23 protein-coding genes are annotated in these 26,452 nt (G+C 64.1%); 12 read left to right on the top strand and 11 right to left on the bottom strand.

Translation table 11 applies throughout. The features are described 5' to 3' along the window. The first annotated feature begins 170 nt into the window (after positions 1-170). From ACFDR9_RS18420 to ACFDR9_RS18400, 5 genes are all read left to right on the top strand, one after another. On the top strand, positions 171-1,097 hold the full coding sequence (locus tag ACFDR9_RS18420) for a diiron oxygenase (protein WP_409031934.1): 927 nt from the start codon (positions 171-173) through the stop codon (positions 1,095-1,097). 90 nt (positions 1,098-1,187) lie between these two features. Continuing rightward, entirely contained in the window at positions 1,188-2,009 is an 822-nt protein-coding gene (locus ACFDR9_RS18415) for an enoyl-CoA hydratase/isomerase family protein (protein ID WP_409031933.1), read from the top strand. Between the two features lie 37 nt (positions 2,010-2,046). After that, entirely contained in the window at positions 2,047-2,565 is a 519-nt protein-coding gene (locus ACFDR9_RS18410; protein ID WP_409031932.1) for a thioesterase family protein, read from the top strand. A 201-nt stretch (positions 2,566-2,766) separates the two neighbouring features. Beyond that, a complete protein-coding gene (locus tag ACFDR9_RS18405) occupies positions 2,767-4,449 on the top strand; it encodes a long-chain-fatty-acid--CoA ligase (RefSeq protein ID WP_017877045.1) in 1,683 nt (560 codons plus the stop codon). Positions 4,450-4,595: 146 nt separating this feature from the next. Further along, positions 4,596-5,942, top strand: a complete 1,347-nt coding sequence (locus ACFDR9_RS18400) for an FAD-dependent oxidoreductase (protein ID WP_017877044.1) — start codon at positions 4,596-4,598, stop codon at positions 5,940-5,942. Positions 5,943-5,956: 14 nt separating this feature from the next. Here the strand turns inward: ACFDR9_RS18400 and lgt are convergent, their stop codons facing one another. Next, positions 5,957-6,772 (bottom strand): prolipoprotein diacylglyceryl transferase, encoded by an 816-nt coding sequence (gene lgt / locus ACFDR9_RS18395; RefSeq protein WP_017877043.1) that lies wholly within the window; start codon positions 6,770-6,772, stop codon positions 5,957-5,959. Beyond that, complete coding sequence (locus ACFDR9_RS18390; protein ID WP_017877042.1) at positions 6,766-7,668, bottom strand: LysR family transcriptional regulator; 903 nt, start codon at positions 7,666-7,668, stop codon at positions 6,766-6,768. The genes lgt and ACFDR9_RS18390 overlap by 7 nt, the downstream gene beginning before the upstream one ends. Before the next feature lie 217 nt (positions 7,669-7,885). Here ACFDR9_RS18390 and ilvD point away from each other — a divergent pair, with 217 nt between their 5' ends. Beyond that, complete coding sequence (ilvD, locus tag ACFDR9_RS18385) at positions 7,886-9,748, top strand: dihydroxy-acid dehydratase (RefSeq protein WP_017877041.1); 1,863 nt, start codon at positions 7,886-7,888, stop codon at positions 9,746-9,748. A 74-nt stretch (positions 9,749-9,822) separates the two neighbouring features. Here ilvD and ACFDR9_RS18380 read toward each other — a convergent pair whose 3' ends face one another. Next, complete coding sequence (locus tag ACFDR9_RS18380; protein WP_026132956.1) at positions 9,823-10,047, bottom strand: TIGR04438 family Trp-rich protein; 225 nt, start codon at positions 10,045-10,047, stop codon at positions 9,823-9,825. Between the two features lie 165 nt (positions 10,048-10,212). Between ACFDR9_RS18380 and ACFDR9_RS18375 the strand changes: the two genes are divergently transcribed. Next, positions 10,213-10,524: a c-type cytochrome gene (locus ACFDR9_RS18375; RefSeq protein WP_409031931.1), complete on the top strand. Its 312-nt coding sequence runs from the start codon at positions 10,213-10,215 to the stop codon at positions 10,522-10,524. Between the two features lie 97 nt (positions 10,525-10,621). Here ACFDR9_RS18375 and ACFDR9_RS18370 read toward each other — a convergent pair whose 3' ends face one another. Together ACFDR9_RS18370 and ACFDR9_RS18365 are read right to left on the bottom strand one after the other, a co-directional pair. Next, positions 10,622-11,764 (bottom strand): branched-chain amino acid ABC transporter substrate-binding protein, encoded by a 1,143-nt coding sequence (locus ACFDR9_RS18370; protein WP_026132954.1) that lies wholly within the window; start codon positions 11,762-11,764, stop codon positions 10,622-10,624. Between the two features lie 264 nt (positions 11,765-12,028). Beyond that, on the bottom strand, positions 12,029-13,171 hold the full coding sequence (locus ACFDR9_RS18365) for a branched-chain amino acid ABC transporter substrate-binding protein (protein WP_026132953.1): 1,143 nt from the start codon (positions 13,169-13,171) through the stop codon (positions 12,029-12,031). A gap of 231 nt (positions 13,172-13,402) precedes the next feature. On the opposite strand from ACFDR9_RS18365, the gene ACFDR9_RS18360 reads away from it, so the two are divergent. Then, a complete protein-coding gene (locus ACFDR9_RS18360; RefSeq protein ID WP_409031930.1) occupies positions 13,403-14,680 on the top strand; it encodes a type VI secretion system Vgr family protein in 1,278 nt (425 codons plus the stop codon). A gap of 36 nt (positions 14,681-14,716) precedes the next feature. After that, on the top strand, positions 14,717-15,331 hold the full coding sequence (locus tag ACFDR9_RS18355; protein WP_409031929.1) for a hypothetical protein: 615 nt from the start codon (positions 14,717-14,719) through the stop codon (positions 15,329-15,331). Between the two features lie 160 nt (positions 15,332-15,491). On the opposite strand, the gene ACFDR9_RS18350 is transcribed toward ACFDR9_RS18355, so the two are convergent. The 6 genes from ACFDR9_RS18350 to ACFDR9_RS18325 form a co-directional block, all read right to left on the bottom strand. Next, a complete protein-coding gene (locus ACFDR9_RS18350; RefSeq protein WP_409031928.1) occupies positions 15,492-15,887 on the bottom strand; it encodes a hypothetical protein in 396 nt (131 codons plus the stop codon). Next, positions 15,884-16,309 (bottom strand): DNA polymerase III subunit chi, encoded by a 426-nt coding sequence (locus ACFDR9_RS18345; protein ID WP_409031927.1) that lies wholly within the window; start codon positions 16,307-16,309, stop codon positions 15,884-15,886. The genes ACFDR9_RS18350 and ACFDR9_RS18345 overlap by 4 nt, the downstream gene beginning before the upstream one ends. Positions 16,310-16,393: 84 nt before the next feature. Continuing rightward, entirely contained in the window at positions 16,394-17,008 is a 615-nt protein-coding gene (locus ACFDR9_RS18340) for a DUF4124 domain-containing protein (protein WP_409031926.1), read from the bottom strand. A 46-nt stretch (positions 17,009-17,054) separates the two neighbouring features. Further along, positions 17,055-19,133 (bottom strand): M3 family metallopeptidase, encoded by a 2,079-nt coding sequence (locus ACFDR9_RS18335; RefSeq protein WP_026132952.1) that lies wholly within the window; start codon positions 19,131-19,133, stop codon positions 17,055-17,057. A 58-nt stretch (positions 19,134-19,191) separates the two neighbouring features. Further along, complete coding sequence (folD, locus tag ACFDR9_RS18330; RefSeq protein WP_017877031.1) at positions 19,192-20,037, bottom strand: bifunctional methylenetetrahydrofolate dehydrogenase/methenyltetrahydrofolate cyclohydrolase FolD; 846 nt, start codon at positions 20,035-20,037, stop codon at positions 19,192-19,194. Then, a complete protein-coding gene (locus tag ACFDR9_RS18325; protein ID WP_157406613.1) occupies positions 20,022-20,162 on the bottom strand; it encodes a hypothetical protein in 141 nt (46 codons plus the stop codon). Before ACFDR9_RS18325 ends, folD begins: the two co-directional genes overlap by 16 nt. 162 nt (positions 20,163-20,324) lie before the next feature. Here ACFDR9_RS18325 and aceE point away from each other — a divergent pair, with 162 nt between their 5' ends. From aceE to lpdA, 3 genes are all read left to right on the top strand, one after another. After that, positions 20,325-23,021 (top strand): pyruvate dehydrogenase (acetyl-transferring), homodimeric type, encoded by a 2,697-nt coding sequence (aceE, locus tag ACFDR9_RS18320; RefSeq protein WP_409031925.1) that lies wholly within the window; start codon positions 20,325-20,327, stop codon positions 23,019-23,021. Between the two features lie 36 nt (positions 23,022-23,057). Further along, positions 23,058-24,365 (top strand): dihydrolipoyllysine-residue acetyltransferase, encoded by a 1,308-nt coding sequence (aceF, locus tag ACFDR9_RS18315; RefSeq protein ID WP_409031924.1) that lies wholly within the window; start codon positions 23,058-23,060, stop codon positions 24,363-24,365. 145 nt (positions 24,366-24,510) lie between these two features. After that, the gene (gene lpdA, locus ACFDR9_RS18310) at positions 24,511-26,301 is read left to right on the top strand and encodes a dihydrolipoyl dehydrogenase (RefSeq protein ID WP_409031923.1); all 1,791 of its coding nucleotides are present in this window, start codon (positions 24,511-24,513) and stop codon (positions 26,299-26,301) included. Positions 26,302-26,452 lie beyond the last annotated feature (151 nt).

Below are 26,452 nucleotides of genomic sequence, written 5' to 3'. Positions count from 1 at the left end.
CGGGGCGGTTTTGGTGGCATGCACGCATGATGCGTTATCCACGATTCGTTTACAACAACTTTCTACGCTGTACGCTCAGGCTGAATAGTCACGATGAAACCTCAGTACCATCAAGACTCAATTATAAATTTTCCGCTAAACAAGGCGGAATAACTAACCGGAGATCTTGAATGAATACAGAGACCAGCGCAGTGGAAGTTTATAAACAAAATCCAATGGTATTGAATGAAAAGAGCCATAAGACAGTTAAGACTTTGATTAACGCGTCGCACCGCAATTTATTGCAACTCGATACCGTCGTGCCGTGGGCTGATGGCGTCGATTTGAACAAGCCACCCAAAATTGAAGAAGCCGGGTGGTTGTACGGCACCCCGTACTGGGACGCGCTGACCCCGGCGCAGCGCAGCGAAGTGCTGTGGCTTGAAACGGCAAGGGACGTGTCCTATTTCATCTGGCTGGAGCAATCCTTGCCGGAGTTGTATGTCGGCTATGTGAATAAATACCATGGCGGCCTGTCCGACGATGTGCGCGAATATCTGATGATCTTTTCGCGCGAGGAAATCGTCCATACGCTGATGTTCCGGCGCTATCTGGAGACGGCAAAACTGCCGTTGTGGAGCCATCCCGAAAACATCCCGAATTTCTCGAAATTCGAAGACCAGTTGGCCGGCAAACATCCGGTCTACGGGATTATCTGGAATTTGCTGATCGAGTGGTTCGCCGAGCTGAATTCGATCTACCAGACCCAGCACGACATCATCGACCCGCTGACGCGAACCATGTTCCGCGAACACCACACGGAAGAATTGCGGCATATCGCCTTCGCGCGCCACGTCGCCGAAAACTACTTCGCCAACGCGCCGGCGGGCGAAATCGATGAAGTCAGCGATTTTTTCAAGAAGGGTTACGTGTTCCTGCTCGATGAATATACCTACATGCCGGAAATCGCCCGCTTCACCTCCTTCGAGTTTCCGATCGCGATCGGCGACACCGAAAAAATCAAGGAGATCCGCAATTCGCCGAACAACCTGCGGCTGAACGAGGCGCGCTTCCGCGACGTGCGCGAATGGTGCCAGAAATACAAAATCATCGATTAAACCGGATTCGCCTAGGCCGTGGCGCCGCCGCGCGCCGCGCGCCGCGCTCCGTTTCCCCGTACAACTCAACGTTTTTAATTGGTGGATCAAATGATAGACATCATCCCGCACGGCGAGCACATCGTCGAATTCCGGCTCGCGGCGCCGCCGGTGAACGCGATGGACGTGGCGTCGCTGCGTGCGCTCAACGGCGCCTTCAGCGACGCCGCCGCCGCCGGCCGGCAAGGCGTCATCCTGTCCGGCGTGCCCGGCATCTTTTCCTCCGGCATCGACGTCATTGCCCTGCTCGACGGCGACGCGGCGGCGGTGCGCGATTACTGGACCGAGGTGTTTACGCTGGCCGCGCGCATGGCGCTGGCACCCATGCCGGTGGTGGCGGCCATCGGCGGCCACTGTGTTGCCGCCGGCACCTTGTTGGCCTTGTTTTCCGACTACCGCATCATGGCGCGCGGCGACTGGGGCATCGGCCTCAACGAAGTGCGCGCCGGCGTCACGCTGCCGGACTGTTTCCAACTGGCGCTGCGGCGCGCGGTCGGACCGCTGGGCGCCGAGCGTATGTTGGTGTCCGGCAGCCTGCTGGACCCGGCCCGCGCGCTGGCGCTGGGCCTGGTGGACGAATTGGCGGCGCCGGACGAGGTGGTGGCGCGCGCCAGGGACAAGCTGCTCAGCCTGCTGGCCCTGCCGCGCCACGCGATGCTGTCGACCCGCGCGATCGCCCGCGCCGACCTGCGCGACGCCTTCGCCGACGTCGACGCGCTGCCGGTGGCGGCCTTTGTCGACGCCTTCCTGGAACCGCGCACCCAGGCCGCGCTGCGGCAGGTTGCCGGCGCGATCAAGCGCAAACTGCAAGGTCCGCGGCCCGACGCCGGCGTCGCCCGTCCGGCCGGCGCCGCCGCCGCGATCCCGGCATGACGGCGCGCCGGATGGCCTGCCCGAGGGGGCCGCGCCGATGAACCTGTATTTCCGCCTGCTGTGGGTCTGGTGGCGCGCCCGCTTCAAGCCGCCCATCCTGATCGGCGACACGATCGAGATGACGCTGCGGGTCTGGCCCAACGATCTGGACTTGAACGGCCATATGAACAACGGGCGCTACATGACCATCATCGACCTGGCCCTGGTCGAATACCTGAGCCGCGCCGGCTTCCTGAAACTGGCGTGGCGACACGGCTGGCGCCCGATGCTGGGCGGTTCGCTGATTTCCTTCCGCCGCGGCTTGAAACCGTTCCGGCGCTACACGCTGCGCTTTTCGATGCCTTGCTGGGACGCGCGCTGGAGTTATATGCGTTTCGAGTTCTTGCAGGGGGGGCAGGTCATGGCGCAGGGCCACGCGAAGGGCGCGATAGTCGGCAGTGGAGGCATCGTCAGCAGCGAGCAGACCTATGCGGCGCTGGGCCAGAAGGCCGCTTCTCCGCCGTTTCCCGCCTCGGTGCTGGCGTGGATCGAAGCGGACCGGCTAGTGCGTGTTTGAGCTAGATCAAGGTCGCGTCCGAATTTTGTCTGGTTGATACCACGTCTGGCTGTCATTTCCATTGAGAACTTGCTAACAATCGTGCGAATCGATAAGATTGACGGTAAATAAATAGAACACTCGTTCTTTTATTTGACGGAATTTACTTGGCATTCATTTGCCAATACTCCGCTCCACTACAATTAAAACATGAGGCAGACGATGGAAAAAATCTGGTTGAAATCGTATCCGCAGGGCGTTCCGGCAGAAATCGATCCCGCGCAGTACCGCTCGCTGGTGCACTTGCTGGAAGAATCGTTCGAAAAGTTCGCGTCGCGCAACGCCTACGTGTGCATGGATACCTTCCTCACCTACGCCCAGTTGGACGACTATTCGAAGAAGCTGGCGGCCTGGTTGCAGAGCCGGGGCATGCAAAAGGGCGCGCGCGTCGCCGTGATGATGCCCAATGTGCTGCAATATCCGATCGCCGTCGCCGCCATCCTGCGCGCCGGTTTTGCCGTCGTCAATGTCAATCCGCTGTACACGCCGCGCGAACTGGAACACCAGTTGCGCGACTCGGGCGCCGAAGCCATCATCATCCTGGAAAATTTCGCCACCACGCTGGAGCAGGTGCTGGGCAAGACCGGGATCAAGCATGTGATCGTCGCCAACATGGGCGAAATGCTGGGCGCGCTCAAAGGCGCGGTCGTCAACTTCGTGGTGCGCAACGTGAAGAAGATGGTGCCGGCGTTCGCGCTGCCGAACACGGTCGGTTTTAAGCAAGCGCTGTCGCAGGGGGCGCGCATGCCGCTGGCCAAGGTCGAGCTGAACCACGCCGACGTCGCCTTCCTGCAATACACCGGCGGCACCACCGGCGTCTCGAAAGGCGCCACGCTGACGCACCGCAACGTGATCGCCAACGTGCTGCAAAACGACGTGTGGATCCAGCCGGCGCTGGACAAGGCGCCACGGGTCGAGGCGATAACCATCGTCTGCGCGCTGCCGCTGTACCATATCTTCGCGCTGACCGCGTGCAGCCTGATGGGCACGCGCTGGGGCGGCATGAACATCCTGATCCCGAATCCGCGCGACATCCCGGGCTTCGTCAAGGAACTGCGCAAATACAAGTTCAACATGTTGCCCGCCGTGAATACCTTGTACAACGGCCTGCTCAACAACGCCGACTTCGCCAGCCTCGATTTTTCCGCGCTGAAGATTTCGCTGGGCGGCGGCATGGCGGTGCAGCAGGCGGTCAACGAACGCTGGCTGAAAGTGACCGGCTGCCCCATCCTGGAAGCCTACGGCCTGTCTGAAACCTCGCCCGGCGCGACCAGCAACCCGGCCAACGCCACCGCCTTCTCCGGGACCATCGGCTTGCCGATTCCGTCGACCGAAATCGCCATTTTGGACGACGACGGCCTGCCGGTGCCGCAGGGACAGCCCGGCGAAATCGCGATTCGCGGGCCGCAGGTGATGGCCGGCTACTGGAACAATCCGGAGGAAACGGCGAAGGTGATGACGGCCGACGGCTACTTCAAATCGGGCGACGTCGGCATCATGGACGAACGCGGCTATACCCGCATCGTCGACCGCAAGAAGGACATGATCCTGGTGTCCGGCTTCAACGTCTACCCGAACGAAATCGAAGGCGTCATCGCCGGCCATCCCGACGTGCTCGAATGCGCCTGCATCGGCGTGCCCGACCAGCATTCCGGCGAGGCGATCAAACTGTTCGTGGTGCGCAGGAATCCGGCGCTGACGGCCGAGCAGTTGATGGACTTTTGCAAAACGCAATTTACCGCCTACAAGAAACCGAAATTTATCGAATTCCGTGAGGAACTGCCGAAGACCAACGTCGGCAAAATTTTGCGGCGCGAATTGCGCGACGAGAAGAAAGCCGCGTAAAACGGCCGGCTTGCCGCGTGCGGCAGACCGCCTGGCAGCGGGCGGTTTTTTTGCGCGCCCGGCATGGGCGCAATCTCGCAGGTGCAAGACCGGCGTCACAAAACGGCTTAGCTATCCGGCAAAACAACTCGATAAAGGAGCCAGAAATGGTATTCGGCGAACAGTTCAACGGCGGCGCGGCGGCGCCGCCATCCAGGTCGTCCCGTATTGCCGTGGTCGGCGCCGGCCCGTCGGGGTTGACGGCGGCGGACAGTCTGCGCCGGCTGGGCTACGACAACGTGACGGTCTTTGAAAAGAGCGAGCGGGTCGGCGGCAAGGTCCATTCGCTGCGCCGGGGCGCGGCCGTGGCCGAGCTGGGCGCGGTGCTGGCCTCGACCGAATGCAAGCTGGTGCTGGGCTTGGCCGACCGCTACGGCATCCCGTACGCGCCGTACGCGGTGGGCCAGAACATCCTTGACGAACACGGCGGGCGCCATGCCGGCGCCGCCTTCCTGGCCAGCCGCTACAGCGCCGACGAGATCGCCTCGGCGGTGCGCCACTACGCGGCCGCGCTGGAGCGCTTTGGCGCCGTCGGCCAGAATGGTTTCGCCTCGCTGCCGAGCGACCTGTACCTGCCGTTCGACCAATTTGCCGCGAAACACGGCTTCACCGCGGTCGCCGAGCAGGCGCGCAGCGCGCTGATAGGCTTCGGCTACGGCTACTACGACAGCACGCCGGCGCTGTATTTCATGAAATTGATTGGCTGGCTGCTCAAGCCGGGCGGTCCGAACGGTTTGGAGCCGGGCGCGTTTTATATGTTCCCGAACGGCTTTCAAGGGATATGGGACGCGCTGGCCGGGGACCTTGACGTGCAACTGGGCGCCGACGTGACCGCCGTTGCCCGCGATGCGCGGCGCGCCGGCGGCCCGCTGCAAGTGACCGTCAACGGCAGCCGGCAATACGAATTCGACGCGCTGATCGTTTCCGCGCCGCTCAATGTGGTGGGCCATTTCCTGCGCCTGGACGAGGAGGAGGAGGCGCTGTTTTCGCAAGTGCGCAGCCACCGCTATGTCGTCAACCTGTTCAGCGCGACCGGCCTGGCCACCGGCGAATTTCTTTTCTTCCACGGTAATGCGCACGCCGCGCGCGCCAACCACGTCAACGCCTGGTCCAACCGCGATCCCTCGGTGCCGGCCTACATCGGCTGGCAACTGGCCGACTGGGCGGCCACGCTCGACCAGCTCAACGCCACGCTGGCGCAGGACGTCGCGGCGCAGGGCGGCCAATTCGGCGCGTTGGCCCTGCGCCGGGAATGGGACTACTTTCCGCACGTCGGCAGCGCGGCCTTGCGCGACGGCTTCTACGAGCGGGTCGAGGCGCTGCAAGGCAAGGACCAGCTGTTTTATGTCGGCGCCACGCTCAGCTTTGAAACCGTCGAGCACAGCGCGCGCTACGCCGAGGAACTGGTGAACTCCCGTTTCCCGGCGGTGCACGCTCACGCCCGCCGCGCCTGAGCGCTCTCGCTCTTTTAGGCGCGCGCCGGCGCGCCGCCGGTGACGTTGCGCTTGTAGGCCCACAACAGCATCAGCAGGCCGCCGGCGATCATCGGCAGCGACAGCATCTGGCCGGAGCTGATCGTCATGCCGGCGAAGGTGACCTCGTAGTCGGGCACGCGGAAGTATTCGGTGAAGAAGCGCGCGCAACCGTACAGCAGCGTGAACATGCCGCCGACGGCCATGCGCGGGCGCGACTGGCGCGAAAACAGCCACAGGATGGCGAACACCAGCACGCCGTCGACCAGCGCCTGGTACAGCGGCGACGGGTGCACCGGCAGCGCCACGCCCGGCCATTGCATGGCCCACGGCAAACCGTCCGGCGCGGTGCGGCCCGGCAGCTCGGCGTTGATGAAGTTGCCGATGCGTCCGGCGGCGTAGCCCAGCGGCACCAGCGGCACGATGAAGTCGTAGACGTCGAACAGATTGCGCCCGGACTTGCGCGCCCACAACCACATCGACAGCATGACGCCGAGGAAGCCGCCGTGGAAGGACATGCCGCCGTGCCAGACCATGAGGATTTCCAGCGGGTTGGCCAGGAAGAAGGCGGGGCGGTAGAACAGCACTTCGCCCAGGCGCCCGCCGATCACCACCCCCAGCACGCCGTAGAACAGCATGTCGTCGAGGTCCTCCTTGGTCCAGTGTTGCGCGGCGATGTGCGCCTGCTTGATGCGCACGCGGCCCAGCGCGATGAACAGCGCGAAGGCGACCATGTACATCAGGCCGTACCAGTGCACTTGCAGCGGGCCGATGGCTATGGCGATGGGGTCGGGCATCGGGTGGATCAGCATTGTGTATTCTTTCTCAGTAATTCCAAAAAGCCCCGCAGCACCGGCGAGCGGTTGTCGCGGCGCCAGGCCAGGCCGGTTTCGACCAGCGGGGTCGGGTCCGCCAGAGGTCGGTATTCTACGCCGGGGCGCATCAGGTTCGACACGGATTGTGGCACAAGTGCGATGCCCATGCCGGCCGATACCAGGCCGACGATGGTTTGCATCTGGATCGCCTCCTGGCCGATCTCCGGCGTGATGCCGGCGGCGCGGAAGACGCCGACGATGGCGTCGTGCAGCGCCGGCGCGATGGCCCGCGGGAAAATGATCAGCGCCAGCGGCGGTAGCGCCGCCAGCGCCACCGGCCCGGGCGCCTTGAGCGCCTCCAGCCCCGCCGGCGCCGCCAGGATCAGGGGCTCCGACAGTACCGGCAGGTAGTCCAGCTCGACCCGGGCGCGTTCCGGCAGCGGCGGGATCAGCAGGCCGGCGTCGATGCGCCCAAGCAGCAATTCGTCGAGCTGGACGTCCGAGGTGGCCTCGCGCAGGCCGATCTGCACCTGCGGGTAGGCGGCGCGGTAGGCGCGCAGGAACGGCGGCAGCACGCTGTAGTCGGCCGACGAGACGAAGGCCAGCGACAGCCGGCCGGCCTCGCCGGCGGCGGCGCGGCGCACCAGCTCGGGCAGCCGCTGCGACTGTTCCAGCATGCGCCGCGCCTCCGGCAGCAGCGCCTGGCCGGCCGGCGACAGGCTGACCTCGCGCCGGCTGCGCACGAACAGCGCCGCGCCCAGCAGCTCTTCGAGCGCCTGGATGGTTTGCGACAGCGGCGGCTGGGTCATGTGCAGGCGCGTGGCGGCGCGGCCGAAGTGCAATTCCTCGGCGACGGTAACGAAATAGCGCAATTGGCGCAGCTCAAGGTTCATCGATATGCGTTTCTATTAATAATTCATCCTGTGATATGTTTTTCGACTCACAGTCATGCGAATGATATATTTGACAGGGCGGCGCCGGCAAGGCAATCTGGTACACCCACACGCACCGCGACAAGCCCGGCTGCCGGCCGCCGACTATGCAACTGCCCGTAGCGCCGGCGCCGCCGCCGGGTTCGTCAGGCAACAATACCTTTTTGGAAAGTCTATCATGCCAGTCTACCGCTCCCGCACCACCACCCACGGCCGCAACATGGCAGGCGCGCGCGCGCTGTGGCGCGCCACCGGCATGAAGGACGGCGATTTCGACAAACCGATCGTCGCCGTGGTCAACTCCTTCACCCAATTCGTGCCCGGCCACGTCCACCTGAAGGACCTGGGCCAGATGGTCGCGCGCGAGATCGAGGCGGCCGGCGGCGTCGCCAAGGAATTCAACACCATCGCCGTCGACGACGGTATCGCCATGGGCCACGGCGGCATGTTGTACTCGCTGCCCTCGCGCGACCTGATCGCCGATTCGGTCGAATACATGGTCAACGCCCACTGCGCCGACGCCATGGTGTGCATCTCCAACTGCGACAAGATCACGCCGGGCATGCTGATGGCGGCGCTGCGCATCAACATCCCGGTGGTGTTCATCTCCGGTGGGCCGATGGAGGCCGGCAAGATCATCAAGGTGGTCGACGGCGCCCGGAAAATCATCAAGCTCGACCTGATCGACGCGATGATCAAGGCCGGCGACAGCTCGGTGAGCGACGCCGACGTGGCCGAGATCGAACGCGCCGCCTGCCCGACCTGCGGCTCCTGCTCCGGCATGTTCACCGCCAACTCGATGAACTGCCTGACCGAGGCGCTGGGGCTGGCGCTGCCGGGCAACGGCACCATCGTCGCCACCCATTCCGACCGCAAGGAGCTGTTCCTGCGCGCCGGCCGCCTGATCGTCGACCTGGCCAAGCGCTACTACGAGCAGGACGACGCCTCGGTGCTGCCGCGCAACATCGCCACCAAGGCCGCGTTCGAGAACGCGATGGCGCTCGACGTCTCGATGGGCGGCTCGACCAACACCGTGCTGCACCTGCTGGCGGCGGCGCACGAAGCCGAGGTGGAGTTCTCGATGGCCGACATCGACCGCATTTCGCGCAAGGTGCCGTGCCTGTGCAAAGTGGCGCCGATGACCGACAAATACCATATCGAAGACGTCCACCGCGCCGGCGGCATCATGGGCATCCTGGGCGAACTGGCGCGCGCCGGCCTGCTCGACACCAGCCTGCCGACGATCCACAGCAAGACCATGGGCGAGGCCATCGCCAGCTTCGACGTCACCCAGACCGACGAGCCGGCCGTGCGCGAGCTGTTCCGCGCCGCCGCCGGCGGCGTGCCGACCCAGGTGGCGTTCTCGCAGTCGTCGCGCTTTGAAACCTTGGACCTGGACCGCGCCGGCGGCTGCATCCGCGACCTGGCGCACGCCTACTCGAAGGACGGCGGCCTGGCCGTCCTGTACGGCAACCTGGCGGAAAAGGGGTGCATCGTCAAGACCGCCGGCGTCGACGAAAGCATTCTGAAATTCAGCGGCAAGGCGCGGGTGTTTGAAAGCCAGGACGCCGCCGTCGAGGCGATTCTGGCCGATACCGTCAACGCCGGCGACGTCGTCATCATCCGCTACGAAGGCCCGAAAGGCGGCCCCGGCATGCAAGAGATGCTGTACCCGACCTCGTACATCAAGTCCAAGGGCCTGGGCAAGGCGTGCGCGCTGTTCACCGACGGGCGCTTCTCGGGCGGCTCGTCGGGGCTGGTGATCGGCCACGCCTCGCCGGAAGCGGCCGAGGGCGGCGCCATCGGCCTGGTGGAAGAGGGCGACATGATCGACATCGACATCCCGCAGCGCAGCATCAACCTGCGCATCGACGCCGCCGAACTGGCCGCGCGCCGCATCGCCATGGAGGCGAAGGGCGCCGACGCCTGGCTGCCGCTGGGCCGCGAGCGCTTCGTCTCGCAGGCGCTGCAAGCCTACGCCGCGCTGACCACCTCGGCCGACCGCGGCGCCGTGCGCGACCTGTCGCAACTGAAGCGTTGATTCGCATCACGCCGGCGTGATGCGCCGCGCCGGCGTGGCGGGTTACACTTGGCCCGCCACCCGGGCTGCAGCTGCTACTTGCGCTTGTCGAAGGATTGCTTGACGCGCTCCTTGCGGCGTTGCTCGTCGACGTTGTGGGCCTTGCGCTTGTCCAGTCCCAGCATCGATTCGATGAACTCGAACCAGATGAAGGCGAGCGCCATCAGGCCGACGATCCACCACCAGGACACGTCGGCGAAGCGCCAGACCTCGAAGTAACGCAACAGACACAGTGAAACAATTACTAGAATGATAGGCATCGACGGCTCCTGCGGTTACATCATCTTACAAAGAAAACCGGGCTTTGGGAGTAATATTACCGGCGCTGTCAACGAGGCCGCGCAACAGCACGTTTAGTTCACAATGCCGATACGGCCCGGATTTGAAAACACGGTAGAATGCCGTTAGTTAATTTGGAGAATACAATGAAACGTTCCATGATGGTTGGTGTGTTGATGGTATCCGCATTCGCTTCGCAGGCTGCGCTTGCCAACGCCGACTTGGCAAAAGCAAAAAACTGCATGGCTTGCCATGCGGTCGGCAGCAAACTGGTGGGCCCGGCCCTCAAAGATGTCGCGGCCAAGTACGCGGGTCAAAAAGACGCCGAGAACAAACTGGTGCAAAAAGTTTTGAAGGGCGGCTCCGGCGCATGGGGCGCGATCCCAATGCCGGCGAATCCGCAAGTGAGTGAGGCCGAAGCCCACACACTGGTGAAATGGGTGCTGGCGCAGAAATAATCTGTGCCGCGAGACGAAAAAAAGCGCGCTGGCCAAAGCCAGCGCGCTTTTTTTATACGCGGGTGCCGGCCGCGCGCCGCCGGCCAGCCCTCCGCTATTACTTCACCACTTCCATCTTGACCTTCTTGCCGCCCTTGAACGTGAACAAGGTCAGCGCGCCGTCCTTGATGTCGCCGTTGGCGTCGAAGGCGATCGGGCCGGTCACGCCGACATACTTCACCTTGGCCAGGAACGGCAGGTACTTGGCCGGATCGGCCGACTTCGCGTTCGCCATCGCGGTCGCCATCGTCATCACCGCGTCGTAGGTGTAGGGCGCGTAGATCTGCACGTCGATAGCGTATTTCTTCTTGTAGCGCGCGACGAAATCTTCCATCGATTTCTGGCTGCTGTCCATGATGCCGCCCGCTTCCGCGCACGTCACATTGCCTTCGCCCAGGCCGTCGCCGGCCAGGCGCGGCATCGATTCGGTGCACAGGCCGTCGCCGCCCATGAACTTGGCCGTGATGCCCAGCGCCTTCATCTGGCGCAGCATCGGGCCGCCGACGGCGTCGATGCCGCCGAAGAAGAGCATGTCGGGCTTCTTGGCCTTGATCGAGGTCAGGATCGCGTTGAAGTCGGTCGCGTTGGCGCTGGTGAATTCCTTGGCGACGATTTGCACGCCCGGGAACTTGGCCTTGGCGCCCTTGACGAACTCCTCGGCGACGCCCTGGCCGTAGGCGGTGCGGTCGTCGACGATGGCGATGCGCTTCGCCTGCAGCTTGTCAACGGCGTAACGGCCCAGCGTACCGCCCAGCTTGTTGTCGTTGGCCACCACGCGGAAGGCCGTGTTGAATTTTTGCTTGGTGTACTGCGGCGTCGTCGCCGACGGCGAAATTTGCGGAATGCCGGCGTCGAAGTAAATTTTCGATGCCGGCACCGTGGTGCCCGAATTCAAATGGCCGATCACGCCGTTGACTTTGGCGTCGACCAGCTTCTGCGCGGCGGCCGTGCCCTGTTTCGGATCGGCGGCGTCGTCTTCGGTCAGCAGTACGAACTTGACGGCCTTGCCGTCGATCTTGAAGCCCTTGGCGTTCAATTCCTCGATCGCCATCCTGGCGCCGTTTTCGTTGTCTTTGCCCAGATGCGCGATGCCGCCGGAAATCGGACCGACATGGCCGATTTTGACGATTTCCTGCGCCGCGGCGCTACCGCAGAAGGCCAGGGCAATGGCGAGAGGAAGGAACTTAACTTTAAACAGCATAAACATCTCCAATTTGACAGAAAAACAGCGGCGCGGGCATTTGCGCGGCACTAATATTTGGCGCAGGTGCAGAAAGGTACAATAAAATATGGAAATTTCAAAGCGTCCGCGCAGGTTTTTTTGATGAAATTCGCCATTCCCGGGCGTGCAGGCGAAAAAAAAGCGCGCCGACAGCTCGACGCGCTTTTTCCTGCAAATGGGCCGGCAACCCGATTAAACCCAAAGGCGAGGAGCCGCCGGGGTCACGCCCTTGGTTGAAAAGTCTTACTTAACCACTTCCACCTTGGTCTTCTTACCGCCCTTGTAGGTGTACAAGGTCATGGAACCGTCCTTGATATCGCCGAAGGCGTCAAAGGCGATCGGGCCGGTCACGCCGGCGTACTTGACCTTGGCCAGGAACGGCAGGTACTTGGCCGGCTCGGCCGACTTCGCGTCCGCCATCGCGGTCGCCATCGTCATCACGGCGTCGTAGACGTTCGGCGCGTACAGCTGCACGTCGCTGTTGTATTTCTTCTTGTAGCGGGCGATGAAGTTGTCCATCACCTTTTGCTGATCGCCCATCACGCCGCCGGTTTCCGCGCAGGTGACGATGCCGTCGCCGGCGCCGTCGCCGGCCAGCTTCGCCAGCGACTCGGTGCAAATGCCGTCGCCGCCCATGAAGCGCACGTTCATGCCCAGCGACTTGATCTGGCGCAGCATCGGGCCGCCGACCGCGTCCATGCCGCCGAAGAAGACCAGGTCGGGTTTCTTGCCCTTGATCGAGGTCAGGATCGCGTTGAAGTCGGTGGCGTTGGCGTTGGTGAATTCCTTGCCGACGATTTGCACGCCCGGGAACTTGGCCTTGGCGCCCTTGACGAACTCCTCGGCGACGCCCTGGCCGTAGGCGGTGCGGTCGTCGACGATGGCGATGCGCTTCGCCTGCAGCTTGTCAACGGCGTAACGGCCCAGCGTGCCGCCCAGCTTGTTGTCGTTGGCCACCACGCGGAAGGCCGTGTTGAATTTTTGCTTGGTGTACTGCGGCGTCGTCGCCGACGGCGAGATTTGCGGAATACCGGCATCGAAGTAGATCTTCGATGCCGGCACCGTGGTGCCCGAATTCAAATGGCCGATGACGCCGTTGACTTTGGCGTCGACCAGCTTCTGCGCGGCGGCCGTGCCCTGTTTCGGATCGGAGGCGTCGTCCTCGGTCAGCAGCACGAACTTGACGACCTTGCCGTTGATCTTGAAGCCGCCCGCGTTCAATTCCTCGATCGCCATCTTGGCGCCGTTTTCGTTGTCCTTGCCCAGATGGGCGCTGGCGCCCGAGATTGGCGCAACGTGGCCGATTTTGACGACTTCTTGCGCGCCTGCGTTGCCGGCGAAGGCCATGGCGATGGCGAGGGGAAGGAACTTAGTCTTGAACAACATAAACACCTCCAATGGGATAGAAAACTGTGGCGTCTCGTGAACGCCGTCGCAACGATTGTATGAGGCCAGCACGGTACAACAAAACCCCGGTGTGCGCAAAGCGCGTTCGCGAATTTTCACGGACATGGTTGATTGGCGGCAACAATTGCTTAGCGAGAACATTCTACAATTTCCAGTATGGGAACACGATTTGTTCCTTCATGCATGTTGCCGAGACGAAGGATGGCCGCCATGACATCGAAGTTTCGAAGCGGCGCGCCGCCGCGCCTGAGCGAAGCGAACCGTCCGATTCGCCTGCGCCTGGGGGCCAAAGGGGGCGCGCGCGACGACCTCTTGCTCGTCAAGCACGTCAGCGGCGTCGAAACCATCTGCGGCGGCATCGAATACCGGCTGCTGTGCGTGGCCGCCACGGCCGGCCTGCCGCTTAAGCAACTCATCGCCATGCCGGTCGAGGTGCAGTTCGTCACCGACACCGGCGGGCTGCGCTCGGTCTGCGGCATCGTCGACGAGGCCGTCGAGGGCGAGTCCGACGGCGGCCCGCCCGGCGAAGCGGTCCACTGCGACGAGCAGGGGCGGGTGCAGGTGCGCTTCCCGGGCTTGCGCCGGGAGGAGCGCGCCGGCTCGCCGGCGCCCGCCGAGGGCGTCACCCCGGACGACTCGGCCTGGCTGCGGCCGAAGCCCTTCTGGGCCGGGGCGCGGTTCGGCGCGTTTTTTCCGCTGCGGGTTGGCACAATGTGCCGCGTTAGCTTCCACGGCAACGATCCGGACAAGCCGATTATCCCCGGCGCCGTGCACGGCGGTACCACGCCGCCGCCCAGCTTCAGCCACGTCAGCCGCTTGCCGGGCGACCGCTACCTGTCGGGCATCGTCAGCCAGGAAATCGGCGGGGTCCGCTCGAATCAGGTCCGCCTCGACGACTCCCCGGGCCAAATCAGCATACAAGTCGGCAGCGACCACTGCGCCTCACAGCTCAACCTCCAGTTCACTCCCGATAAATCGTTCGAACATTCGGCGCGCAGCGTGCTGCAAGGGGCGCCGGTGGAGTTGGTGCCGCTTGCCGGCGGCGCGACCGTGGCAGTCTACGAAGAGCGCATCGTCACGCTCAGCGCGCAACCGAAGTCCTACGACGATTTCACGTCGAACCATCCCGCGTGGCCGGGCACTGGCGGCGCGGACGGCCGGCATAGCTGGACGGGCGCCGTGGCGCAGGCCGGCAAAGTGGTCGCGGCGGGCCGGCTCGAACTGCCCGATAGCGACGTCGTGACGATCGCGCGCTTTCAAGCCGACGGCAGGCTCGATGAAACATTCGGCAAGGCGGGCATGGCGCTCTTGAACCTGGCCGAAGCGCAATCGAGCAGGGCAACCAGCCTCGCCGTGGTTGCCAGTGGCCGGCTGCTGGTGGCGGGCATTGCAGGCTTGAAGGCCATGCCGAGAACGCATGCACGCTGCAGCGACGGGCGGGAGAATGGACGGCTTGTGCCGCGCAAGGCCGTTACACTTGTCAGGTAATATACAGTTTCACTTAACTATTATAGAAAAAGCAAAATGATCTCGCACCAATCCGCCGCTATCCGCATTGCCCGTCGGTTTCTCGCCGGCGCGTGTTTAACCTTGCCGATGCTCGGGCACGGCAAGAACGAGCAGGCCGCGCTGAGCGTGGTGGCGCAGCGCCATGGAGAATGCCTGCGGCCGTCTTTCGGCGTAGGGGAGCTGGTGTCCATATCCAAGGATGTCTTCGGTGGCTATGGCATCGAGGTTCAGGGCGAGCGGTATTGGGCCACGGTGCCGCAACGTATGACGTACCAATTGCTATCCCAGGACGGCGCCGAGGTTGTGGCCCGGGTCAATCTGGATCGCCCGCCGGTCGCGGAGTTTGACGAGCAAGCACGCTGGCGCGTGCGCTGGTTGGAGGATATCGCCGAGCGCGCCGGTGTGGCGTTGAATCGCCAGTCCTTGCGCGACGGTGCGCAATTGTTGACGGTCAATAAGGACGAGTTGAAAGGGCAGTTCGCCGGGATGTCGATGCTGGTCGACCCGCGCCACAGGTCGTTCGTGCAGTGGGACTGGCATATATTGCCCCGCTATACCGGCGCGCAGGATGTGGTGGCGACGCAGAGCGACGTGTGGGGGAAGTTGATGCCTTGTTTGCTGAAGCCTTGATTGGCGCGCCGTTGAATTCGTTTAAACCAACGGCGTGACCCTGGCTCGTTGCCGCTGGTTGGCGTTTGCGTTCGCGGCGCCTTGGTTTTGCTGCGTGCGTGGCGGCGCATTGTCGGATTACGCTTCGCTAATCCGACCTACGAGATAAGTCGCGGGCGGGCTATTTTTTCAGGGTTCGCAGGTGCGTCAGCTCTTGGCTCACGGCCCGCGCGACGATGTCTTCGATGGTGTGTTGCAGGCCTTTGCGCAGTTCGCCGGTGAGGTCCGCCAGCGCGCGCTGCAGCGCCTCGGCCATGCAGTCTTTGATGCGCTGCTCCAGCACGAAGTCGACGCGGCCCTGCAATTGGTGCAGGATGCGTTCCGACAGGCGCCGCTCCAGCACGTGCCAGTCCTGGTCGCTCCACTGCCGCAGCGCCTCTTGTTCGAGCCGCTCGCCGGTGTCGACGGTCGGCGCCGGCACCTTGCGCGCGGACCCGGCCGGCGCCGCCTCGACGGCGTCGCCCAGCACTTCGGTCAGCACCGGGATGCTGGCGTCGAAGGCCGGCTGGTAGCTCATGGCTGGTTCGCCACGAAATGGCTGGGCTGGTATTGCTGCTGTTTATAGGACTTGTAACGCTGGCGTCCCACCTCGGCGTCGTCCGCATCGGCCGAGACGATTTCGAAGACCCGCGCGAAGCTGGCGAAATGCGCCGGCTGGCGGCGCGACAGGTTGACCAGGATGTCGTGGTGCGGCAGGGCGGCGGCGTCGCTGTCGGTCAGCACGATCGGCGTTTCCGCCGCCAGCGCATCGCCGGCCAGCACGTGCGGCAGGTAGTCGGTCTCGGACAGGCTCCACAGCGCCGCGTTCAGCGCCGCCAGTTGCTCGGCGTCCTCGGCCAGCAGTACCACCTGGTTGCGCGCCATATAGGCCTTGCGCGCCAGGCGGCAGGCGTAGGCGATCTTGTCGGGGACGTTGGTATGGAAGTCGATGCGTGTCATAGTAATCAGGGATGCAGAGATGGCGTGGGGGTCTGGCGCGCCGACCCGCAGCGCCGATTTTAACCGGTCGAGCTTGTCAGGGCGCTAGAATTGGAAGTCGCCGGCGGGTTTGGCTTCTTGCGCCTGGTCGCGGCGCCCCTGCTCGGCGGCGGCCGCCGCCTTCGCCTCGGTGTCGACCGGCTGCGGGCGCGGCGCCGCCGGCGTCGCCGGCGCCTGCCGGTAGCCGGCCGGCAGCATGCGCTGGGCCGGGTAGGCGGCCGCGCTCAGCGCGCCGTCCCAGGCGCCCTGCTCGAAGCCGGTGTATTTTTTCCGCCCCACCAACAGCAAGGGCAATTGCGAGGCGCCGCCGGCCTGCTTCAGCGCGGCCTGGTCGGCGGCGCTGCCGACGGTTTTTTCCGCGAACGGAATGCCGCGCGCGCGCAGCATGGCGCGGCCCTGGTCGCAGGCCTCGCACTGCTCGGTGGTGTACAGCGTCACCGGGTGGTTTTTGGCCGCCTCGGCCAGTTCGAACGGCAACGCCGCCGCCGCCGCGCCGCCGCCGAAGGACTTGAGTTCGACCTTGGCGGTCGCGGCCGGCGGCGGCGTATCGCTGAAGTGGGTCACGCCCTTGGCGTCCTTCCACTTGTATACCTGGGCGTCGGCCGCGCCGGCGCAGGCCAGCAGCAGGGCGCCGATTGTCCACCTCGTTCGCAAGTTCATGGCGCGCGCCCTCCCGGTTCGATGATGCTCATTACAAAATTGACACTCAGGCCGCCATGCCGCTGTGGCGCAGCAAGGCGTCGATGCTCGGCTCGCGGCCGCGGAAGGCGGTGAACGACTCCAGCGCCGGGCGCGAACCACCGACCGCCAAAATTTCTTCCTGGAAGCGCCGCCCGGTTTCCGCCGACAGGATGCCGCCGCCCAGCGCAGCCGCCTCCTCGAAGGCGCCGTAGGCGTCGGCGGACAACACTTCGGCCCACTTGTAGCTGTAGTAGCCGGCCGCGTAGCCGCCGGCGAAGATGTGGCCGAAGGAGTTCTGGAAGCGGTTGTAGGCCGGCGGCGGCATCACCGAGAACTTGCCGCGCACCTCGTCGACAACGTCCTGCACGCTTTTCGCGCTCTGCGGATCGTAGTCGTAATGCAGGTGCATGTCGTGCAGCGAGTATTCGACGTGGCGCAGCGTTTGCAGGCCGGACTGGAAGTTGCGCGCCGCCAGCATTTTGTCGTACAGCGCGCGCGGCAGCGCCGCGCCGCTGGTGACGTGCGAGGTCATGTGTTCGAGCACTTCCCATTCCCAGCAGAAGTTTTCCATGAACTGCGACGGCAGTTCGACGGCGTCCCATTCGACGCCGGAAATGCCGGACACGCCGATCTCGTCGACCCGGGTCAGCATGTGGTGCAGGCCGTGGCCGAACTCGTGGAACAGCGTGATGACTTCGTCGTGGGTGAACAGCGATGGCTGTACTTTGCCGTCGATGACGGCGGGTTCGGTGAAGTTACAGGTCAGATAGGCGACCGGTGTTTGCACCGTGCCGCCTTCTTCAACACGCCGGCCGCGGGCGTCGTCCATCCAGGCGCCGCCGCCCTTGCCGCTGCGCGCGTACAGGTCGAGGTAGAACTGGCCGACCAGCTGGCCGTCTTTTTCAATGCGGAAGAAGCGCACGTCCGGGTGCCAGGTGGTCGCCGTATCGACGGCGATGGACACCGAAAACAGCGTTTGCACCAGACGGAACAGGCCGTCGATGACTTTATGTTCGGGGAAGTATTGCTTCACTTCCTGGGCGGAGAAGGCGTAGCGGCGCTCCTGCAGCTTTTCCGACGCGTACGGCATGTCCCAGGCTTGCAGCTGCTCCAAACCCAGCTCGTCCTTGGCGAAGGCGCGCAGCTCGGCCAGGTCTTGCTCGGCGTAGGGGCGGGCGCGCGTGGCCAGGTCTTCCAGGAAGGTGATGACTTGCTCGGGGCTTTGCGCCATCTTCGGCACCAGCGAGACTTCGGCGAAGTTCTTGTAGCCGAGCATTTTGGCTTCTTCGTCGCGCAGTTTCAGCAAAGTGACGATGTTCTGGCCGTTATCCCACTTGTCCTTTTCGCTGAAGTCGCTGCCCATGTCGGACGCCTTGGTGGCGTTGGCGTGGTAAATCTTCTCGCGCAGCGCGCGGTTGTCGGCAAATTGCAACAGCGGGAAGTAGGACGGGAAGTGCAGCGTGAACAGGAAGCCGCTCTTGCCGTCCTTCTCGGCGGCGGCGCGGGCCGCTTGCTTGACGTCGTCGGGCACGCCGGCCAGCTCGGCCTCGTCGGCCACCAGCAGCTTGAAGTCGTTGGTGGCGTCGAGCACGTTCTCGGAAAAACGCGTCGACACGCCGGCGTGTTCTTCCTGGATCTCGGCGAAGCGTTCCTTCTTTTCCTCGGCCAGCTCGGCGCCGCCCATGCGGAAGTCGCGGATGGCGTTGTCGATAATGCGCTGGCGCGGCGCCGACAGGGCGGGGTAGCCCGGCCCGGCCTTGAGCAGCTTGTATTTGGCGAACATTTCCTCGTTCTGGGCCAGCGCGGTCCAGAATTCGGTGATTTTCGGCTGGTTTTCGTTGTAGGCGGCGCGCAGCTCGGGCGTGTCGACGACGTTGTTCAGATGGCTGACGATGCCCCATGCCCGGCCCAGCAACTCGGTGGCGTTTTCCAGCGGCGCGACGAAGTTTTCCCACGTCACTTGGGCGATCGGCGCTTCCAGCTCCGCCACGACGGCGGCGCTGTCGGCGAGCAACTGGTCGATGGCGGGGGTGACGTGTTCGGCTTTGATCGCATCAAAACGCGGCAAGCCCGAGAAGTCCAGCAAAGGGTTTTGTGTAGTCATCAGTGTGTCCTAGTGGTCGTCGGCGCGCCCCGCACGGCGGGCGCGGCGCAGTGTAAGTTTAGTCGCGTTCCGCCGCTTCGACGGTATTCATCAGCAACATCGTGATCGTCATCGGACCGACGCCGCCCGGCACCGGGGTGATGTGCGAGGCCAGCTCCTTGACGCCGTCGAAATCGACGTCGCCGCACAACTTGCCGTTATCGTCGCGGTTCATGCCGACATCGATGACGATCGCGCCGGGACGGACCATGTCCGCCGTCAGCGTGTTGCGCCGTCCGACGGCGGCGACGATGACGTCGGCGCCGCGGGTGTGGTGCGCCAAGTCCGGCGTCGCACTATGGCATATGGTCACGGTGGCGTTCGCTTGCAAGAGCAGCAGCGCCATCGGTTTGCCGACGGTGTTGCTGCGGCCGATGACGACGGCGTGCTTGCCGCGCAGGTCGACGCCGGTGCTTTCAATCAGTTTCATGCAGCCGTACGGGGTGCAGGGGCGAAAGCCCGGCAGGCCGGTTAGCAGTTCGCCGGCGCTCAGCACCGAGTAGCCGTCGACGTCCTTCGAGGTCGAGATCGCCTCGATAACCTTGTGCGGGTTGATGTGCTTGGGCAGCGGCATCTGCACCAGGATGCCGTGGATGGCCGGGTCGGCGTTGAGCGCGTTGATGCGCTCCAACAACGCCGCCTCCGACAGGTCCGCCGCGTATTTTTCCAACACCGAATGGAAGCCGACGTCGCCGCAAGCCTTGACCTTGTTGCGCACGTACACCTGGCTGGCCGGGTCTTCGCCCACCAGGATCACGGCCAGGCCGGGCTGTTTACCCTTGGCGGTCAGGGCGCTGGCGCGCACGGCGATTTCGCCGCGCAGTGTTTGGGAGAGCAGGATTCCGTCGATCAGTTGAGCTGGCATGGTTTTTGGCTGGTGGTGATAGGTAAACCGAGATTATAAAGCCGGCGCGCCCCTTCGACCGCGTTTTCAGCCGCGCCGGCGCCGATTTCTGGAGAATAAATGCGGCGGCGCAGCATAAATCCCATGGGGTAATTTCACAATGTGAAAAGACGTATCGTAATTTGAAAAATATGGAATAGCCTGTTAGAATCCCCAGACTAATTTAGGGTATTGGTAAATAATCAGCGAAATGCCGTCCACCAGCGATCGGGTATCTTGGTGGGGCGCTTATAAAGGAGACTCACCAAATGTCAGCTCAACTCGACCAGGTTACGGCGTTAGTCGCGCAGGACCCAGATATGCAGGAAACCAAGGAATGGCTAGACGCGCTTGAAGCCGTGCTGGAAAACGAGGGCCCTGAACGCGCCCATTACCTGATGGAACGCATGGTCGACCTGGCGCGCCGCCGCGGCGCCCAAATCCCATTTTCCAGCACCACCGCCTACGTCAACACCATCCCCACCCACCTCGAAACGCATTGCCCGGGCAACCTGGAATACGAAGAGCGCCTGCGCTCGTGGATGCGCTGGAACGCGATGGCGATGGTGGTCAAGGCCAACCGCGCCGACGGCGACCTGGGCGGCCACCTGTCGAGCTTTGCCTCGCTGGCGAACATGCTGGGCATCGGCTTCAACCATTTCTGGCACGCCCCGACCGAAGAGCACGGCGGCGACCTGCTGTACATCCAGGGCCATTCCTCGCCCGGCATCTACGCGCGCGCCTTCCTGGAAGGCCGCCTGACGGAAGACCAGTTGCTGAACTTCCGCAAGGAAGTCGACGGCAAGGGCCTGTCCTCGTACCCGCATCCGAAGCTGATGCCGGACTTTTGGCAGTTCCCGACCGTGTCGATGGGCCTGGGCCCGCACATGGCGATCTACCAGGCGCGTTTCCTGAAATACCTGCACGCACGCGGCATCGCCAAGACCGACAACCGCAAGGTGTGGGCGTTCTGCGGCGACGGCGAGATGGACGAGCCGGAATCGCTGGGCGCGATCGGCCTGGCCGCGCGCGACGAACTGGACAACCTGGTCATCGTGGTCAACTGCAATCTGCAGCGCCTGGACGGCCCGGTGCGCGGCAACGGCAAGATCATCCAGGAACTGGAAGGCGAGTTCCGCGGCGCCGGCTGGAACGTCGTCAAGGTCATCTGGGGTCCGGGTTGGGACGCCTTGCTGGCGCAGGACAAGGAAGGCATCCTGCAGCGCGTGATGATGGAAACCGTCGACGGCGAGTACCAGAACTACAAGGCCAAGGACGGCGCCTTCGTGCGCAAACACTTCTTCGGCAAGCATCCTAAGCTGCTGGAAATGGTCGCCAACATGAGCGACGATGACATTTGGCGCCTGACCCGCGGCGGCCACGATCCGCACAAGATCTACGCCGCCTTCAAGATCGCCCAGGAACACAAGGGCCAGCCAACCGTCCTGCTGGTGAAAACCGTCAAGGGCTACGGCATGGGCAAGTCCGGCGAAGCGCGCAACACCGCGCACCAGACCAAGAAGCTCGACGACGAGGCGATCCGCGAAATGCGCGACCGGTTCTCGCTGCCGATCCCGGACGACCAGCTGGCCGACATCCCGTTCTTCAAGCCGGCCGACGACGCGCCGGAAATGATCTACCTGCAAGAGCGCCGCAAGGCCCTGGGCGGCTACCTGCCGCAGCGCCGCCAGCAGGCCGAGGAAACCCTGCCGGTGCCTGAGCTGTCGGCGTTCAAGAACGTGCTGGAAGCGACCCCCGAAGGCCGCGAAATCTCCACCACGCAGGCGTTCGTGCGCGTGATCTCGACCCTGCTGAAGGATCCGAACCTGGGCCAGCGCGTCGTGCCTATCCTGGTCGACGAGTCGCGCACCTTCGGTATGGAGGGCCTGTTCCGCCAGATCGGCATCTACAACCCGAAAGGCCAGTTGTACGAGCCGGTCGACAAAGACCAGGTCATGTACTACCGCGAAGACAAGGCCGGCCAGATCCTGCAAGAGGGTATCAACGAAGCGGGCGGCATGAGCTCGTGGATCGCCGCGGCGACCTCGTATTCGACCAACAACCGCATCATGATCCCGTTCTACACCTTCTACTCGATGTTCGGCATGCAGCGCATCGGCGACCAGGTGTGGGCTTCCGGCGACATGCGCGCACGCGGCTTCCTGATGGGCGGCACCGCCGGCCGCACCACGCTGAACGGCGAAGGCTTGCAGCACGAAGATGGCCACAGCCATATCGTCGCCGCGACCATCCCGACCTGCCTGCCGTACGACCCGACCTTCAGCCATGAAGTCGCGGTCATCATCCAGGACGGCCTGCGCCGCATGATCGCCAACCAGGAAGACGTGTTCTACTACATCACGATCATGAACGAGAACTACCCGCAGCCGGGTATCAAGCCGGGCCAGGAAGAAGGCATCCTGAAAGGCATGTACCTGTTCTCGGAAGGCGACAAGGAAGCCAAGCTGCGCGTACAACTGATCGGCTCGGGCACCATCCTGCGCGAATCGATGTTCGCCGCCGAACTGCTGCAAGCTGACTGGGGCATTGCCGCCGACGTCTGGTCGGCGCCGTCGCTGACCCTGGTGGCCCGCGACGGCCAGGACGCCGAACGCTGGAACATGGTCAACCCGTCCCAGACCCAGCGCGTGCCGTACGTTACCGAGTGCCTGCAAAACACCAGCGGCCCGATCATCGCCACCACCGACTACATGCGCGCCTTCGCCGAACAGATCCGCGCGTTCGTGCCGAAGGGCCGCATCTACAAAGTGCTGGGCACCGACGGTTTCGGCCGCTCCGACAGCCGCGCCAAGCTGCGCGAGTTCTTTGAAGTGAACCGCTATTATGTGACGGTCGCCGCGCTGAAGTCGCTGGCCGACGAAGGTTCGATCGACGTCTCGGTGGTGGAACAGGCGATTGCCAAGTACGGCATCAACCCGAACAAAGCCAATCCGGTCACCCAATAACGCGGTTCTGACGAATAGAAAAACGGAGCAAACGCTATGAGCATTGTGGAAGTTAACGTCCCGGATATCGGGGATTTCAAGGAAGTGGAAATCATCGAGTTGATGGTCAAGCCGGGCGATACCATCAAGGTCGACCAGTCGCTCATCACGGTGGAATCGGACAAGGCCAGCATGGAGATTCCCTCCAGCCATGCGGGCGTAGTGAAAGAAATGCGCGTCAAGGTCGGCGACAAGGTGCATGAAGGCTCCCTGCTGCTGATCTTGGAGACCAGCGACGCGGCAGCTTCGGCCGAGGCGCCAGCCGCCGCGCCGGCACCGGCTGCGCCAGCGGCCGCGGCCGCGGCGCCAGCGGCAGCTCCGGCCGCGGCCCCGGCCCCGGCCGCGGCGCCCGCCGCCGCGCCAAGCAACGCGCTGGCGCACGCCTCGCCGTCGATCCGCAAGTTCGCCCGCGAACTGGGCGTCGACCTGATGCGCGTTCCGGGCACCGGCCCGAAAAGCCGCATCCTGCAGGAAGACGTGCAGAATTTCGTCAAGGGCGTCATGGCCGGTTCGGTCGCCAGCGGCGCCGCGCCGGTGGCGGCCGCGGGCAAGGGCGTCGGCATGGACCTGCTGCCATGGCCGTCGCTGGACTTCAGCAAGTTCGGCGAAACCACCTTGCTGCCGCTGTCGCGCATCAAGAAGATCAGCGGCCCGAACCTGCACCGCAACTGGGTGATGATCCCGCACGTGACGCAGTTCGACGAAGCCGACGTCACCGAGCTGGAAGGCTTCCGTGTCTCGACCAACGCCGGCAACGCCAAAAACAAGGAAGCGGTCAAGCTGACCATGCTGGCCTTCGTCATCAAGGCATCCGTCGCGGCGCTGAAAAAGTACCCGGCCTTCAACGCGTCGATCGACGGCAAGGGTGAAAACCTGATCCTGAAGCAGTACTACAACATCGGCTTCGCGGCCGACACGCCGAACGGCCTGATGGTCCCGGTGATCAAGGACGCCGACAAAAAGGGCGTGGCGCAGATTGCGCAAGAGATGGGCGAATTGTCGGCGCAGGCGCGCGACGGCAAGCTCAAACCGACCGACATGCAGGGCGCGACCTTCACCATCTCGTCGCTGGGCGGCATCGGTGGCACGGCCTTCACGCCGATCATCAACGCCCCTGAAGTGGCGATCCTGGGTCTGTCGAAAGCGGCCATGAAGCCGGTCTGGGACGGCAAGGCATTCCAGCCGCGCCTGATGATGCCGATGTCGCTGTCGTACGACCACCGCGTCATCGACGGCGCCATGGGCGCGCGCTTCTCCGTCTACCTGGGCGAAGTGCTGGCCGACCTGCGCAAGACGCTGCTGTGATGTGAATCCGGCGCGGGCGCACCGCCTTGACGGGCGGTCCGCCCGCGCCGCTATCTAGGGCAGGCGAAGCGCCGAGGCGCCGCCTGCATCCCTCTTTTTACCCCGCGCGGCCGTTACGGCGGCGAGGGGAGCGATGGAGTATGCGATGAGTACGATCGAAGTGAAAGTGCCCAATATCGGCGATTTCAAAGAAGTGGAAGTGATCGAGTTGATGGTCAAAGTGGGCGACACGATCAAGGTTGATCAGTCGCTCGTGACGGTCGAGTCGGACAAGGCCAGCATGGAAATCCCTGCCAGCCACGCCGGCGTGGTCAAGGAATTGAAAGTCAAAATCGGCGACAAGATCGCTGAAGGTTCGTTGTTGCTGGTGCTGGAAGAGGGCGCCGGCGCAGCCGCCGCGCCTGCCGCCGCCGCACCTGCGGCGGCGGCACCCGCCGCAGCCGCGCCAGCCGCCGCTCCGGCGGCGGTAGCCGGCGCGCCCGCGCCGGTTGGCGGCAGCTACACCGGCAAGGTCGACATCGAATGCGACATGATGGTGCTCGGCGGCGGTCCCGGCGGTTATTCGGCCGCGTTCCGCGCTGCCGACCTGGGCCTGAACACCGTCATCGTCGAGCGTTACGCGACGCTGGGCGGGGTATGCCTGAACGTTGGCTGTATCCCGTCGAAGGCGCTGCTGCACGTGGCGGCCGTGATCGACGAGGCGGCCACGATGTCCAAGCACGGCGTGACGTTCGCCGCGCCGCAGATCGACATCGACGCGGTGCGCAGCTACAAGGAAAAAGTCATCAACAAGATGACCGGCGGCCTGAGCGGCATGGCCAAGGGCCGCAAGGTTAACGTGGTGCGCGGCGTCGGCCAGTTCGTCAGCCCGTTCCACATCGAAGTGACGGCCGACGACGGCAGCAAGCAAGTGGTGCAGTTCAAACAGGCCATCATCGCCGCCGGTTCGGCCGTCGTCAAACTGCCGTTCGTGCCGGAAGATCCGCGTATCGTCGACTCGACCGGCGCGCTGGAACTGCGCGCCATCCCGAAACGCATGCTGGTCATCGGCGGCGGCATCATCGGCCTGGAAATGGCGACGGTGTACTCGACCTTCGGCGCGCGCATCGACGTCGTCGAAATGCTCGACGGCCTGATGCAGGGCGCCGACCGCGACATGGTCAAGGTCTGGCAGAAGTTCAACGAGAAGCGCTTCGACAACATCATGACCAAGACCAAAACGGTCGCGGTGGAAGCGCTCGCCGAAGGCATCAAAGTGACCTTCGAGGCGGCCGAAGCCGGCGCCGTGGCGCCCGCGCCGCAGGTCTACGACATGGTGCTGGTGGCCGTTGGCCGCAGCCCGAACGGCAAGAAACTGGCGGCCGACAAGGCCGGCGTCAGCGTCACCGACCGCGGTTTCATCAACGTCGACGGCCAGATGCGCACCAACGTGCCGCACATCTTCGCCATTGGCGACCTGGTCGGCCAGCCGATGCTGGCGCACAAGGCGGTGCACGAAGGCCACGTCGCGGCCGAAGCCGCGGCAGGCCAGAAGGCCTACTTCGACGCCAAGGTGATCCCGTCGGTGGCCTACACCGATCCCGAAGTGGCATGGGTCGGCATCACCGAGGACGAAGCCAAGGCCAAGGGCATCAAGCTTGAAAAAGGCCTGTTCCCGTGGGCGGCCAGCGCGCGCGCCGTGGCCAACGGCCGCGACGAGGGTTTCACCAAGCTGCTGTTCGACGCCGAGACCCACCGCATCGTCGGCGGCGGCATCGTCGGCACCCACGCCGGCGACATGATCGGCGAAATCGCCCTGGCCATTGAAATGGGCTCGGACGGCACCGACATCGGCAAGACCATCCATCCGCACCCGACCTTGGGCGAATCGATCGGCCTGGCCGCCGAAGTGTACGAAGGCGTCTGCACCGACCTGCCGCCGCTGCGCAAGCGCTAAGCTAAGCTAAGCTAAGCTAAGCTAAGCTAAGCTAAGCATCCACCGCCGTCTCGCGCGCGGATCGGGGGGGGGGGGGGGGGGGGGGGGGGGGGGGGAGGGAGGGGGGGGGGGGGGGGGGGGGGGGGGGGGGGGGGGGGGGGGGGGGGGGGGG

This window comes from Janthinobacterium sp. CG_23.3, assembly GCF_046115965.1.
In the GTDB taxonomy this organism is placed as follows: domain Bacteria; phylum Pseudomonadota; class Gammaproteobacteria; order Burkholderiales; family Burkholderiaceae_D; genus Janthinobacterium.
The sequence above is the reverse complement of the archived record's forward strand: the minus strand, read 5'-3'. Positions and strand labels throughout refer to the sequence as shown.

Excerpts from the sequence above, each read along its gene's own strand:
- ACFDR9_RS18405 (WP_017877045.1), top strand. The coding sequence starts at position 2,767 with ATGGAAAAAATCTGGTTGAAATCGTATCCGCAGGGCGTTCCGGCAGAA.
- ACFDR9_RS18375 (WP_409031931.1), top strand. The coding sequence starts at position 10,213 with ATGAAACGTTCCATGATGGTTGGTGTGTTGATGGTATCCGCATTCGCT.
- ACFDR9_RS18390 (WP_017877042.1), bottom strand. The coding sequence starts at position 7,668 with ATGAACCTTGAGCTGCGCCAATTGCGCTATTTCGTTACCGTCGCCGAG.
- ACFDR9_RS18355 (WP_409031929.1), top strand. The coding sequence starts at position 14,717 with ATGATCTCGCACCAATCCGCCGCTATCCGCATTGCCCGTCGGTTTCTC.
- aceF (WP_409031924.1), top strand. The coding sequence starts at position 23,058 with ATGAGCATTGTGGAAGTTAACGTCCCGGATATCGGGGATTTCAAGGAA.
- ACFDR9_RS18350 (WP_409031928.1), bottom strand. The coding sequence starts at position 15,887 with ATGAGCTACCAGCCGGCCTTCGACGCCAGCATCCCGGTGCTGACCGAA.
- ilvD (WP_017877041.1), top strand. The coding sequence starts at position 7,886 with ATGCCAGTCTACCGCTCCCGCACCACCACCCACGGCCGCAACATGGCA.
- ACFDR9_RS18365 (WP_026132953.1), bottom strand. The coding sequence starts at position 13,171 with ATGTTGTTCAAGACTAAGTTCCTTCCCCTCGCCATCGCCATGGCCTTC.
- ACFDR9_RS18410 (WP_409031932.1), top strand. The coding sequence starts at position 2,047 with ATGAACCTGTATTTCCGCCTGCTGTGGGTCTGGTGGCGCGCCCGCTTC.
- ACFDR9_RS18400 (WP_017877044.1), top strand. The coding sequence starts at position 4,596 with ATGGTATTCGGCGAACAGTTCAACGGCGGCGCGGCGGCGCCGCCATCC.
- folD (WP_017877031.1), bottom strand. The coding sequence starts at position 20,037 with ATGCCAGCTCAACTGATCGACGGAATCCTGCTCTCCCAAACACTGCGC.
- ACFDR9_RS18415 (WP_409031933.1), top strand. The coding sequence starts at position 1,188 with ATGATAGACATCATCCCGCACGGCGAGCACATCGTCGAATTCCGGCTC.
- ACFDR9_RS18360 (WP_409031930.1), top strand. The coding sequence starts at position 13,403 with ATGACATCGAAGTTTCGAAGCGGCGCGCCGCCGCGCCTGAGCGAAGCG.
- lgt (WP_017877043.1), bottom strand. The coding sequence starts at position 6,772 with ATGCTGATCCACCCGATGCCCGACCCCATCGCCATAGCCATCGGCCCG.
- ACFDR9_RS18420 (WP_409031934.1), top strand. The coding sequence starts at position 171 with ATGAATACAGAGACCAGCGCAGTGGAAGTTTATAAACAAAATCCAATG.
- ACFDR9_RS18340 (WP_409031926.1), bottom strand. The coding sequence starts at position 17,008 with ATGAACTTGCGAACGAGGTGGACAATCGGCGCCCTGCTGCTGGCCTGC.
- ACFDR9_RS18325 (WP_157406613.1), bottom strand. The coding sequence starts at position 20,162 with ATGGGATTTATGCTGCGCCGCCGCATTTATTCTCCAGAAATCGGCGCC.
- aceE (WP_409031925.1), top strand. The coding sequence starts at position 20,325 with ATGTCAGCTCAACTCGACCAGGTTACGGCGTTAGTCGCGCAGGACCCA.
- ACFDR9_RS18370 (WP_026132954.1), bottom strand. The coding sequence starts at position 11,764 with ATGCTGTTTAAAGTTAAGTTCCTTCCTCTCGCCATTGCCCTGGCCTTC.
- ACFDR9_RS18380 (WP_026132956.1), bottom strand. The coding sequence starts at position 10,047 with ATGCCTATCATTCTAGTAATTGTTTCACTGTGTCTGTTGCGTTACTTC.
- ACFDR9_RS18335 (WP_026132952.1), bottom strand. The coding sequence starts at position 19,133 with ATGACTACACAAAACCCTTTGCTGGACTTCTCGGGCTTGCCGCGTTTT.
- lpdA (WP_409031923.1), top strand. The coding sequence starts at position 24,511 with ATGAGTACGATCGAAGTGAAAGTGCCCAATATCGGCGATTTCAAAGAA.
- ACFDR9_RS18345 (WP_409031927.1), bottom strand. The coding sequence starts at position 16,309 with ATGACACGCATCGACTTCCATACCAACGTCCCCGACAAGATCGCCTAC.